The organism is Micromonospora sp. NPDC048887, from assembly GCF_040649715.1.
Taxonomy (GTDB): Bacteria; Actinomycetota; Actinomycetes; order Mycobacteriales; family Micromonosporaceae; genus Micromonospora.
In genome coordinates this window covers 24,977-37,178 of record NZ_JBEZGA010000008.1, presented here as the reverse complement: position 1 = coordinate 37,178, position 12,202 = coordinate 24,977, and the positions used below count along the sequence as shown (strand labels likewise).

The 12,202-nt window shown below is 71.8% G+C and carries 11 protein-coding genes; 9 read left to right on the top strand and 2 right to left on the bottom strand.

Features of this window, described 5'->3' with window-relative positions:
- Positions 1-4 precede the first annotated feature (4 nt).
- From AB0C17_RS14575 to ilvA, 3 genes are read left to right on the top strand one after another with little or no spacing between them, the layout of a single operon-like run.
- Positions 5-1,417 carry an amidase gene (locus AB0C17_RS14575; RefSeq protein ID WP_357381732.1) on the top strand — a complete coding sequence of 471 codons (1,413 nt, stop codon included), beginning with the start codon at positions 5-7 and terminating at the stop codon, positions 1,415-1,417.
- 52 nt (positions 1,418-1,469) lie between these two features.
- On the top strand, positions 1,470-2,378 hold the full coding sequence (locus AB0C17_RS14570; protein ID WP_357381735.1) for a DUF4328 domain-containing protein: 909 nt from the start codon (positions 1,470-1,472) through the stop codon (positions 2,376-2,378).
- Positions 2,375-3,595, top strand: a complete 1,221-nt coding sequence (gene ilvA / locus AB0C17_RS14565; protein WP_357381737.1) for a threonine ammonia-lyase — start codon at positions 2,375-2,377, stop codon at positions 3,593-3,595. The genes AB0C17_RS14570 and ilvA overlap by 4 nt, the downstream gene beginning before the upstream one ends.
- A 134-nt stretch (positions 3,596-3,729) precedes the next feature.
- On the opposite strand, the gene greA is transcribed toward ilvA, so the two are convergent.
- Together greA and AB0C17_RS14555 are read right to left on the bottom strand one after the other, a co-directional pair.
- Positions 3,730-4,230, bottom strand: a complete 501-nt coding sequence (greA, locus tag AB0C17_RS14560) for a transcription elongation factor GreA (protein WP_357381739.1) — start codon at positions 4,228-4,230, stop codon at positions 3,730-3,732.
- Between the two features lie 144 nt (positions 4,231-4,374).
- Positions 4,375-4,809 carry a DUF4307 domain-containing protein gene (locus tag AB0C17_RS14555; protein WP_357381741.1) on the bottom strand — a complete coding sequence of 145 codons (435 nt, stop codon included), beginning with the start codon at positions 4,807-4,809 and terminating at the stop codon, positions 4,375-4,377.
- 242 nt (positions 4,810-5,051) lie between these two features.
- On the opposite strand from AB0C17_RS14555, the gene mca reads away from it, so the two are divergent.
- From mca to AB0C17_RS14525, 6 genes are all read left to right on the top strand, one after another.
- Positions 5,052-5,933: a mycothiol conjugate amidase Mca gene (gene mca / locus AB0C17_RS14550; protein ID WP_357381743.1), complete on the top strand. Its 882-nt coding sequence runs from the start codon at positions 5,052-5,054 to the stop codon at positions 5,931-5,933.
- Between the two features lie 48 nt (positions 5,934-5,981).
- Positions 5,982-6,266: a hypothetical protein gene (locus AB0C17_RS14545; protein WP_357381745.1), complete on the top strand. Its 285-nt coding sequence runs from the start codon at positions 5,982-5,984 to the stop codon at positions 6,264-6,266.
- A gap of 217 nt (positions 6,267-6,483) precedes the next feature.
- Positions 6,484-8,979, top strand: coding sequence for a bifunctional diguanylate cyclase/phosphodiesterase (locus AB0C17_RS14540; protein WP_357479024.1), 2,496 nt, complete (start codon positions 6,484-6,486; stop codon positions 8,977-8,979).
- A gap of 214 nt (positions 8,980-9,193) precedes the next feature.
- Positions 9,194-9,880 (top strand): hypothetical protein, encoded by a 687-nt coding sequence (locus AB0C17_RS14535; protein ID WP_357381747.1) that lies wholly within the window; start codon positions 9,194-9,196, stop codon positions 9,878-9,880.
- Between the two features lie 8 nt (positions 9,881-9,888).
- Complete coding sequence (locus tag AB0C17_RS14530; RefSeq protein WP_357478829.1) at positions 9,889-11,544, top strand: N-6 DNA methylase; 1,656 nt, start codon at positions 9,889-9,891, stop codon at positions 11,542-11,544.
- On the top strand, positions 11,541-12,164 hold the full coding sequence (locus AB0C17_RS14525) for a restriction endonuclease subunit S (protein WP_357381752.1): 624 nt from the start codon (positions 11,541-11,543) through the stop codon (positions 12,162-12,164). The genes AB0C17_RS14530 and AB0C17_RS14525 overlap by 4 nt, the downstream gene beginning before the upstream one ends.
- Positions 12,165-12,202: the final 38 nt, after the last annotated feature.

The following is a 12,202-nucleotide window of genomic DNA, read 5'->3' as shown; positions in this document are numbered from 1 at the left end:
GAGGGTGGCAGTGCCGGAGATCTTGCCGACGACCTGGGTCGGGACGACCGCGAAACAGATCGCCCGGGCGGTCCGCCGTGGCGACGTCTCCGCCACCCAGGTCGTCGCCGACCACCTGGACCACGTCGACCGCGTCGACGGTGAGCTGGGCGCGTTCCGCACGGTACGCGGCGGCGAGGCGATCACCGAGGCGGAGAAGGTCGACGAGCAGGAGGAACTGGCGAACCTGCCGCTGGCCGGGGTGCCGGTGGCGGTCAAGGAGAACACGCCGGTGGCCGGCCTGCCCACCTGGAACGGGTCGGCCGCGATGCGTACCGAGGTGGCGGAGGCCGACCACGAGGTGGTCCGGCGGCTGCGCGGCGCGGGCGCGGTGATCCTCGGCGTGACCCGGATGCCGGAGCTGGGCCTGTGGGCTCTCACCGACGACGACACCGGAGTGACCCGCAACCCGTGGGACAAGGCGCGCACCCCCGGCGGCTCGTCCGGTGGCGCGGCAGCCGCGGTGGCCGCCGGGCTGGTGCCGATGGCCCACGGCAACGACGGCCTCGGTTCGATCCGCATCCCGGCGGCCTGCTGCGGCCTGGTCGGGCTCAAGCCCGGCCGGGGCGTGGTGCCCTGCCAGCTCGGCGCGGACGACTGGTTCGGCCTGACCGAGCACGGCATGCTCACCAGCACGGTCGCCGACGCGGTGGTCGGCTTCTCGGTGCTGGCCGGGCGCCGGCCGGACAAGCTGGTCCCGCCGGCCCGGCTGCGGGTGGGCGTCTCGCTGCGCTCCCCGGTACGCGGCATCTCGCCGGACGCGCCGAACCGGGACGCGGTCGCCGCCGCCGGCCGGCTGCTGGCCGCCGCCGGTCACGACACGGTGCCCGCCGACCCGGTCTACCCGACCCGGCTCGGTCTCCAGGGCATCGCCACCTGGTTCGCGGCCGCCGCCGCCGACGTGCGCGCCGCCGGGGTGGCGCCGCGCCAGCTCCAGCGGCGCAGCCGCCGGCACGTCACGCTCGGCGAGTGGGCGCAACGCCGGGGGTACGTGCGGGAGGCCGACCGGGCCGCCTGGCGCGAACGGTCGGTGAACTTCTTCGCGGACAACTCGATCGACCTGCTGCTCACCCCGGCGCTGGCCGGGCCGCCGCCGGAGGCCGCCGGGTGGTCCGGCCGCTCCTGGCTGGCGAACATGTCGACGAACATCAGGTACGCCCCGTACGCGGCGCCGTGGAACATCGCCGGGCTGCCCGCGATCGTGGTGCCGGTCGGCCGCCGCCCGGACGGCCTGCCGGTGGGCGTGCAGTTCGTCGGCCCGCCCGGCTCCGAACTGCTGCTGCTCGGCGTGGCCGGTCAGTTCGAGATGCAGGCGCCGTGGGCCCGGCACGCGCCCGGCTATCCCCGCGCCGGAACGGGGTCGCCGGCCACCGCGTGATCGTCTAACGTGTGCGCACCTCTGTCGCACACTCCACCTCGGACGGTCCCCGATGCACTGCCAGACCTGCGGGGACGCCACGTCCCCGGCCTATGAGGAGTGCCGGCGCTGCGGCACCCGCGTCGGTCAGCCCGCCGTCACCCCCGGCACGCCCACGTACGGCGTACGCGGTCTGGCCGTGGCCAGCGCGTTCGCGGTCGGCGCGGCCGCCCTGTTCTACCTGCTGGCGGCCCTGTCCCCGCTGGTGGGTGTGCGGATGGCCCGTTCGGCCGCCGAGCAGCTCGACCGGGACATGCTGCTCGGCGCGGTGCTGGCCGACGTGCTGTTCACCCTGCCCTACCTGCTCGCACTCCTGACCGCCGGCACGCTCGTGGTGATCTGGACCTGGCGGGCGCGCAAGAACCTGGACGCCTTCCCGGGCACCGCGCCGAATCTCAGCCCGGCGTGGGCGATCGCCGGCTGGCTGGTCCCGTTGGCAAACCTCGTCGTGCCGGCCCGGGTGCTCGCCGACCTGCTCCGCAACAGCGTCTGGCGGGGCCGCCAGTCGTGGCTGGTCGGGGTGTGGTGGGCGAGCTGGCTGGTGTTCCTGATCGGTGACCGGTTCGTCGCCCGGGCCCAGCAGCAGCGCTACGACCGGCTGACCGAGCTGCCCCGCAACGACGCGGAGTTCGGCATGTACGTGCGCTTCTACGAGGAGGCGCTCGTGCCCCGGCTGGTGCCGGCGGCGGCGTGCCTGGTCGCCGGCATCGCGTTCGTCGTGCTGATCCGCCGGATCTCGTCCGCCCAGCAGGACCGCCTCGCCCGGGCCGTGCCCGCGTGGCCGGGTCAGCCGGCGTGGCCCGGTCAGCCGGGCGGGCCGGGGCACCCCGACCGGGCCTCTTCCGTCGCGCCGGTGCCGCCCGCGCCGTCGGCCACGTCGGCGCAAATCCCACCGGGGCCGGGTGGCACGATCGGGGCATGACGGAACTGGTCGGCCTCGCCGACGTGCAGGCCGCGCGGGAACTGCTCGCCGGTGTCACCCGTACCACCCCGCTGGAGCCGTCCCGGCCGCTCAGCGCCGCGCTGGGCGGGCCGGTCTGGCTCAAGTGCGAGAACCTCCAGCGCGCCGGGTCGTACAAGGTACGCGGCGCGTACGTGCGGATCTCCCGGCTCTCCGACCGGGAGCGGGCCCGCGGCGTGGTCGCGGCGAGCGCCGGCAACCACGCCCAGGGGGTGGCGCTCGCCGCCGGGCTGGTCGGCGCGCACGCCACCGTCTTCATGCCGGTCAACGCGCCGCTGCCGAAGGTGGCCGCCACGAAGGGGTACGGCGCGCAGGTCGAGCTGGTCGGCAACACGGTGGACGAGTCGCTGGTGGCGGCGCAGACGTTCGCCGAGCGGACCGGCGCGGTGTTCATCCACCCGTTCGACCACGCCGACGTGATCGCCGGGCAGGGCACCGTCGCGCTGGAGATCCTCGAACAGTGCCCGGACGTACGCACCATCGTGACCGGGGTGGGCGGCGGCGGGCTGGTCTCGGGCATGGCGGTGGCGGCGAAGGCGCTGCGTCCCGACGTACGCGTGATCGGGGTCCAGGCGGCGAGCGCCGCCGCCTTCCCGCCCTCGCTGCGGGCCGGTGAGCCGCTGCGGCTGCCCTCGTTCGCGACGATCGCCGACGGGATCGCCGTCGGCCGTCCGGGCGAGCTGACCTTCACCCACGTCCGCAAGCTCGTCGACGACGTGGTGACGGTCTCCGAGGAGGACATCTCCCGGGCGCTGCTGATGCTGCTGGAACGCGGCAAGCAGGTGGTGGAGCCGGCCGGCGCGGTGGGCGTGGCGGCGCTGCTGGCGGGCGCGGTGGAGGTGAGCGCCCCGGTCGTCGCTGTGCTCTCCGGCGGCAACATCGACCCGTTGCTCATGCTCCGGGTGATCGAGCACGGCCTGGCCGCGGCCGGCCGGTTCCTGCGGATCACCGTGCGTTGCACGGACCGGCCCGGCCAGCTCGCCTCCCTGCTCGGCGAGATCGCCGAGCACCGGGCCAACGTGGTGGACGTGGTGCACCAGCGCGCCAACCCGCACCTGCGCCTCGGTGAGGTGGAGGTGGCCCTGTCCGTGGAGACCCGCGGGGTGGAGCACTCTGACACGCTGATCAGCGCGCTGCGGGCCAGCGGCTACCAGGTGGTCTTCACCGGCGAGGGCTGAGCCACTCGGCGGAACGCGAACGCCCCGGCCGGATGATCCGGTCGGGGCGTTCGGGTGTGCGGCTCGGGTCCGAGGAGGGCCTGTCAGCCTCGGTCGGGTTCGGGACCCGAGCCATCCGGCGCGGGTCCGGAAGGTCAGCCGCTGTACGGCTCGAAGGAGACGATGGTCACCTTGATATCGGCGCCGCTGGGCGCGGTGTAGGTGCAGGTCTGCCCCGCCTTGCCGCCGAGGATGGCCTTGCCGAGCGCGGACTCGGGGCTGTAGACCGTGAGGTCGGTGGTGGAGGCGATCTCCCTGGAGCCGAGCAGGAAGGTCTCGCTGTCGTCGGCGTCGTCGTCGAAGTAGATCTTCACGACCATGCCCGGGGACACCGCGTCGGTGTCCGGAGCCTCACCGACCTTTGCGGTGCGCAGCAGCTCCTTGAGGTAGAGGATGCGGCCCTCGGCCTTGCCCTGCTCCTCGCGGGCGGCGTGGTAGCCACCGTTCTCCCGCAGGTCGCCCTCCTCGCGCCGGGCGTTGATCTCGGCGGCGATGACCGGCCGGTTGGCGATCAGCTCGTCGAGCTCGGCCTGCAGACGGTCGTAGGCGTCCTGGGACAGCCAGGTGGCGGGCGCCTTGTTTCCATTTGTGGACACAGGCGATCTCCTCGATTGGTGCGGACTGGCTGACAGGTGAACTTGCAAGGCTACCAGTGCGGTACGCGTCGAGGTGTGATCAATCACCCCGGGTGGCGGTGACGGGCCGGGGTGTGGCTGCCGGCGACTCGCCGGCGGTCCGGGTCAGCCGGCCGGCCGGCAGCGCAGGACCTCGCCGATGAACGGCCGGGCGCTCGTGGGCACCTCCTGCCGGGTCCGGATGTGGCGCTGGCCGGGGTCGGCGGTCACGGTGACCTCCGCGCTGCCCACCTGGGCCCCGTCGTGGGAGCGGGCCCGCAGCAGGCAGGTGGCCGAACCGCCCGGCGGTACGGTGACCCGGAAGTCGACAGCCACCCGGGAGTCGGTGATGTCGGAGTAGCTGATCATCTCGCCCTGGTACTCCGGGTCGCCGTACTGGTAGTAGAGCTTCGCCGCGCCCAGCCCGAGGACTGCCAGCAGGACCGTGACGGTCAGGGCGAGCAGGAGCGGACGGCGGCGTCCCGGCTCCCGGCGGCGGCCGTAGCGGCCCGGCGGGAAGGCCGGGGCCTCCGCGGCGACTGTGGCGTGCGTCTCGCTCACCGGCGGCTGTCTCCTGGCGTTGTTGTCGGCGGCATCGGCAAGAATGGCTAGGTCCATCTTCCCAGCCCGGCGCTGAGTCAAGGATGGCAGGTCGGCCTGGACCGGCGGGCGTGGCCCTGGCCACTCCGGTGGCGGCCCCCGACCGGCCGTCACGGGGGCTTTCGCGGGCGCGGGGGGAGATTCCGGCAGGTCAGCCGCCCGGCCCCGGGTCGGTCGGCGGGCACAGACGAGGAGCGCCGAAGGTGGCAGAGAAGCTGCGTCTAATGGCGGTGCACGCCCATCCCGACGACGAGTCGAGCAAGGGTGCGGCCACCATGGCGAAATACGTCGCCGAGGGGGTGGACGTCCTGGTCGTCACCGCCACCGGTGGCGAGCGGGGCAGTGTGCTCAACCCCAAGATGGACCGCCCCGACGTGTGGGCGAACATCGGCGACATCCGGCGGGCCGAGATGGACGCGGCGCGGGCCATCCTCGGCGTCGAGCAGGCGTGGCTCGGCTTCGTCGACTCCGGGCTGCCCGAGGGCGACCCGCTGCCGCCGCTGCCGGAGGGCTGCTTCGCGCTCCAGGACGTGGACGTCGCCGCCGCGCCGCTGGTGCGACTGATGCGGCAGTTCCGCCCGCACGTCGTCACCACGTACGACGAGGAGGGCGGTTACCCCCACCCGGACCACATCATGACCCACAAGGTCACCGTGGCGGCGTTCGACGCGGCCGGTGACCCGGACCGCCACCCCGAGCTGGGCGAGCCGTGGCAGCCGCTGAAGCTCTACTACGACGTGGGCTTCTCCCGCGCCAAGATCATGAGCCTGCACGAGGCGGTGCTCGCCGCCGGCCTCGAATCGCCGTACGGCGACTGGATGAAGCGCTGGGACGAGCGCCCCGACAAGGGCGCCCGGATCACCACCCGGGTCGAGTGCGCCGACTACTTCCCGGTCCGGGACGACGCGCTGCGCGCGCACGCCACCCAGATCGACCCGGACGGCTTCTGGTTCCAGGTGCCGATGGAGCTGCAGAAGCGCGCCTGGCCGACGGAGGACTTCCAACTCGCCAGGTCACTGGTCGACAGCCCGCTGCCCGAGTCCGACCTGTTCGCGGGCGTACGGGAGGCGTGCCGTGCCCACTGACCTGGCCGGGGTCTACCCTGGTGCTCAGCCGCACATCGGAGGAACACCATGCTGACCACCGTCGAGGTGCTCGCGCAGAACAACTTCGGTGACACCCGCACGGGTGGTCTGGCCGGTCCGATGGGCCTCTTCCTCATCGTCGCGCTGGCCACCGTCACCGTCCTGCTGATCCGCAACATGAACGCCCGGCTGCGCCGGCTGCCCGACCGCTTCCCGCAGCAGGGCGGCCCGGGCCGGGCCGATTCCGCAGTCGCCGATCCGACAGACGGGCTCGTCGAGCAGGATTCACCGACGAACGCGTCAAACGGCTCTCAGCAGCGCCGCAACAGCTGAACACCGCATGAATCACGTCGAAGCCGGTCGTCGCCCCCTGTTGCGACCACCGGCTTTGGCTTAGCCTTCCGCCGGGGGGACCGTCAGGCCACCGGACCCTGCGCGGAAGGGGCACGCCGATGTCGATGGCAACACCGGCCCCCGGCCATGCCCCGGCCCGACCCGTCGACGGGGCGGCCCCGTGACCACCGAGCCGGCCGACCGTTCCCCCGACCGGATCGGCCTGCGCGGGACACCGACGGGCGTGGTCCTGCTCACCGTCGCGGTCGCGCTGACCGGTCTGCTCGCCGCAGTGCTCGGCCTCACCGTCCCGGCGTACCTGCCGGCCGGCCACCCACTGCCGGGTCCGGCGCGGTTCGGCATCGCCGTCGCCGCGTTCGCGGTGGCCCAGCTCGCCCGGCTGCGCTTCCGTACCGCTTCGGGCATGGTGAGCATCACCTGGGGTGAGGCCGCACTGGTGGTCTGCCTCTGGCTGGTGCCGGCCGGCTGGCTCCCGGCCGCGGCCCTGCTCGGCGTGGGTGCCGCCTGGACCGTGATGTCGGTGCTCTCCGACCGCCGTCCCGCCCTGGAACTGGTGGGGATCGCCGGTTCGCTGACCGCCGCCACCGCGCTCGCCGCGGCGGTGGCCACCGCGCTCGGGGCGCCGCTGCTCGCCGCGCCCACCCCGGAGCTGGCGCTCACGCTCAGCGCCGCCGCGGTGACCTACCTGCTGACCACCGCCTTCCTGGGCGCCGTCGCGCTCGCCCTGCGGCACGGCATCGCGATCGGCCCGCCGCTGCTCGCCGCGCTGCGCGGCAAGCTGCTCATGTTCGTCGGCAACGTGGCGGTCGGCCTGGTGGTCGTCGCGCTGCTCGAACTCGACGCGCGCTGGCTGCTGCTCCTGCCGCCGCCGCTCTGGCTGCTCCAGCAGACCTACCGCCACCGGCTCCGGGCCGACCAGGAGCGGCGGACCTGGCGGGCGTTCGCCGAGGCCACCGCCGCACTCAACCAGCTCGACGAGCGTGGCGTGGCGACCGCCGCGGTGACCGGCGCGCTCACCCTGTTCGGCGCGGAACTGGTCGAGGTGGACGTGGCCCGGGGCGAGGGACGCTGGCGCCGCTACCGGGCCGACCGCGGCGGCCAGGTACGCGACCGGGAGGTGGAACCGTCGGCCGGCCTCGGCGTGGGGGAGCACGAACTGGTGCGGCGCCTCGCGGTGGGTTCGGCCGAGGTCGGCCGCCTGCGGGTGCGGTTCGCCCGGTCCGCCCCGCCGAGTGCCCGGGAACGCGACGGCGTGGCGGCATTCGGGGACGCCCTGGCCGCCGCGCTGCACGACGCCGCCACGCACCGCGAGCTGCGGCTGGTCACCGCCCGCTCGTCGTACGACGCGGTGCACGACCAGCTCACCGGCCTGCTCAACCGGTCGGCGTTGCTCGCGAAGGGCGACCAGGCGCTGCGGCAGCGCGCACACGACCACCCGGTGGCCCTGCTGCTGCTCGACGTGAACCAGTTCAAGGAGGTCAACGACACGCTGGGGCACTCGGCGGGCGACCAGTTGCTGCGGCTGACCTCCAACCGGCTCGCCGCGCTGACCCGGCCGGGTGACCTGCTCGGCCGCCTCGGCGGCGACGAGTTCGCCCTCCTGCTGACCTCGGTTCCGCTGGTCGAGGACCGGACGGCCCCGCTGGCGTACGCGCTGCGTCAGGCCCGGGAGGTCGCCGAGCGCCTCGCCGCACCGACCGAGGTGGCCGGGGTACGGATGTCCGTCGAGGTGGCGGTGGGTGTGGTGGTGGCCGACGCGGGCACCGCCGACCTGACCGAGCTGCTGCGGCGTGCCGACATCGCCATGTACCAGGCGAAGGAGGGCGGCGGCAGCGTCGCCGCGTACGACAGCTCGCGCGACGCGGCGAGCACCGACCACCTGGCCTTGCTGGCGGAGATGCGGGAGGCGCTGGCCGCCGACGACCAGCTGGTGCTGGCGTTGCAGCCGGCGGTGGACCTGGCGACCGGCGCGCCGACCGGGGTGGAGGCGCTGATCCGGTGGCGGCATCCGCGCCGGGGCTGGCTCGGCCCGGCCGACTTCATCCGGCCGGTGGAGAACAGCGAGCAGCTCGGCAGCTTCACCCGGTACGTGCTGGACAAGGCGCTGGCGGTCGCCTCCGGGTGGGCGCGGGACGGGCTGGACGTGCCGATCTCGGTGAACCTGTCCGCGCGCAGCCTGCTCGACCCGCGGCTGCCCGTCGAGATCGAGGAGGCGCTGCTCCGTCACCAGGTGCCGCCGCACCGGCTGGTCCTGGAGATCACCGAGACGGTGGTGATGAGTGAGCTGGAGGTCATCGACGAGGTGCTGGCGACGCTGCGCGCCATGGGCGTGCAGCTCGCCGTGGACGACTTCGGCACCGGCTTCTCGTCGCTGACGTTCCTCACCCGGATCGCCGTGGACGAGTTGAAGGTGGACCGCTCGTTCGTGCTCCGGATGGCCGACTCACCGGAGGCGGCGGCGATCGTCCGGACCACCGTGGGCCTGGCCCACGAGCTGGGGCTGCGGGTGGTGGCCGAGGGCGTGGAGACCGCCGAGCAGCGCACCGCGCTGGCCGAGCTGGGCTGCACCGCCGCCCAGGGCTACCACTTCTTCAAGCCGATGCCGGCCGACAAGATCGGCGCGGTGCTCGGGTCGCTGCGGGACTCCGCCCGGGGCAACGTCTTCCCGCTGCGCGCCGACGGCGCCTCCTGACCCTGAGAGGGGTTAACAGCATGCGTACGCGAATACGCTTGCTGAATCGGACTTGGAGGCGGTAAGTTCTTACCTGTCCGGGGGCCGGTCGCTGGCAGCTTCCCCAGAAAGAGCCGTGCCCCGGGCGGCATGCAGAGCAGAGGCGGACCCGGGGCTTACCGGCCCAAGATATCACACCGCCCTGCCCACACACCTCTCGGATGGAGCCGCAGTGATGCCTGCCGACCTGCCGGACTGGATCAGGCGCTCGTTCTCGGTAGCTCGGATGCGGCCGTATGTGGAGGCCGTGGCGGGAGACCACGATCAGGCAGTGGCTCTCTACTGGTGGAACATCGAGATTTCGGCGGCCTTCTACGGCCCCTTGCATTGCCTCGAGATCGCGCTGCGCAACGCGCTGCACCGACGCCTCGCCAGTCACTACGACAGGCCGGACTGGTGGGCCGTTGCGCCGCTGACCGAACACGGGTCGCGTCTTGTGCGTGAAGCGGCGGACAAGTGCCGGCGCCGATTCGGCCGTCGCGGCGTGCTGGCGCCGGGGGCAGACGACGTGGTCGCGGAGTTGAGCTTCGGATTCTGGGTGTCGCTACTCAGTAATCGGCCGGGGTCCCGGTACGACCGATTGCTCTGGGTGCCTGCCCTGAACCAAGCATTTCCCGGCTATTCCGGTTCCCGTGGACGCCTCCACGAATCTTTCGAGACCATGCGTCTACTGCGGAACCGCATAATGCACCACGAGCCGATCCACCATCGGGATCTCGCAGCTGACCATCGAAGGCTGTACCAGTTGTTGGCGGCAGTCGATGGATCCGTCGTCGAAGTGGTGCGGGCCATGGACCGGGTCCCGTCAGTCCTGTTGAGGCGCGATGACGTCCGGTCGTGCCGGACGCAGCCACGGTTCTGAGGACGCGCATGGGTCCGGCGCAGGCGCACTTGGTATCGCGATCCGAGATCGCGCGGCTCGCCGGTGTGGAGCGGCCTGCCGTGACGAACTGGCAGCGACGTCACCAGGACTTCCCGAAACCTCTCCCCACCGCGGACGGGGAGATGTTCCGCAGGGACGAGGTGGCCGCCTGGCTAGCGTCAAGGCAGATTCCTACCAAGGGACTTCGAGCGGGCGAAACACCCGGAACGACATACGGTGACCGGTTGGTGGCGACGGCGGCGGGAAACGATTCCCGGCGAGCCTCGCCTGCTGCCGTCGGGTCAGACGGCCGGCGAGCGCTGAACGACGTCGTCTGGCGGCTCCACGACTTGTCCAGAACGACGGCTAGGGACGGCGACTATTGGCAGGTTCTGTTGGCGCTGATTTTCGTCCAGCGTTTTCGACCGGATGTTTGGCAGGTGTTCGCGGCTGAGTCCGATGTCGCGGACACGCCGGCGCGTCTCTCGTCGTCCTTCGAGTTGTCCGGGCTGCCCGATGCCGCCCGAGCGGTGCGACACCTCACCACCGTGACGCCGACGGCCCAGCAGACCCTGGCAGGAGTGATTGGCATCCTCACAGAGTTCGCCGGTTCAGCGGCACCCTCCCGGGCCCTGCAGGACGACCATGTCGCGACGCTTTTCGACTACGCCTTCGACCGGTTGGCGGAGGAGGTCCGCTATGCCTTCGTCACGCCCAGGTCACTTGCTCGTCTGATCGGTGACCTAGTTGGTCCGGTCGCGGGCGGAGAACGATGCGTCGATCCGTTTTGTCGCGGCGGGGAGCTCTTGGTGGAACTGGCCCGGTCGGCGGGGAAGCTGCCTGTGGCACCGATCAAGATCGCCGGTACGCATCCCGATCCGCGGATGGTGGAACTCGCGCGGATGAACGTCGCCATGCACGGATTCGACGGGTCACCTTTGGAGCTGATCGAGCAGGGAGAGCCACGCGTGCGCGGCAGTGCCGACGTGGTGGTGACAAACCCTCCCTTCGGGGCTCTACCCAACGAAGCCGCCGCCAACGGCCCTTTCGGCTCGGCCCGGCGGAAGGAGACGGCCCTGCTCCAATCGGCCATCTCGTCGCTCACCGAGGACGGCCGAGGAGCCGTCGTCATGCCTCAACTGGCCGCCTTCGGCAAGGGGACAGCCGATCGAGAGATGCGACGGGCCTTGGTGGAAGCGGGGGCGGTGGCCGCAGTGGTGGCGCTACCGGCCGGCCTGTTCGCCGAGACCACCATCGGAGTGACGCTCTGGCTCATCCGGAGGCCGAGGGGAAGCGCCACCGATGTGCTGTTCATAGATGCTCGTACGGCCGGTGAGGCGGCATCCCGCGGCCGCAGGACACTTCGGCCCGAAGACATCAAGTCGATTGTCGATGAGTACCGGCGCTGGCGGTCTACCTCCCCGACGGGTGTTCCGTTCGAGCCTTCAGCCGGTATGAGCGCCGTGGTTTCCCCGGCATTGATCTCCACCCGGGACTACTCGCTACTGCCGTCGACCTACGTCGCGGCCGAGTCCTCTCAGACAGTCGGAGTCTCGTGGCACGACCTGACTGTCGTACGCGCGGAGTTGGCCCAGCTGGTCGATCGGGCGAAAGCCGTGGACTCCGAGGCGCACGAGATGCTGGAGGGGCTCGGTGGCGGATGAGTGAACACAGAGCCGTGCCGACGGGATGGCCTGAGGTGCGATTGGGTGACGTGGTCGATATCCGATCCGGGCCGTCGGGTGCGACGGTGGGGTCGGGAGACCGTCAAACCGAGGGGCACCCGATGATCATGCCCAAGGACCTCGTCGACGGCCGCGTACGCTCGGAAGGCTTAGCTCGCGTTCGGCACGACGTGGCGGCTCGCCTAACTCGTTACAGCGTTTTGCGCGGCGATGTCCTGGTCACGCGCACCGGTACCGTAGGTCGGATCGCCTGGGTGCCTGAGGAGTCCGAGGGCTGGTTGTTCTCGACGGGGCTCCTCCGGCTACGCCCACACCGGATCAACTCCCGATACCTCGTCTACTACCTGACTCTGCCCGAGATTCAGGACTGGTTCGAGCACAACCGCGCGGGTACCGCAATTCCTGCCCTCAATGCGTCCACCCTGGGCAGCATGCCCGTTCTCGTGCCGTCCACGGAACGTCAGGAGACAATCGTGCGCCACCTCGATCTGCTGAACGAGCAGGCGGAGGTGCACGCCCGAATCAGCCGAACCGCCGAGCGGGCGCGCGACGTCCTCGCGCAGCTTTTGATTCGGGGAGTCGAACCTCCTCCTGAGTAGGCGTGCGCGGTGGTGGCTGGCACATTGCCGGGGTGGCG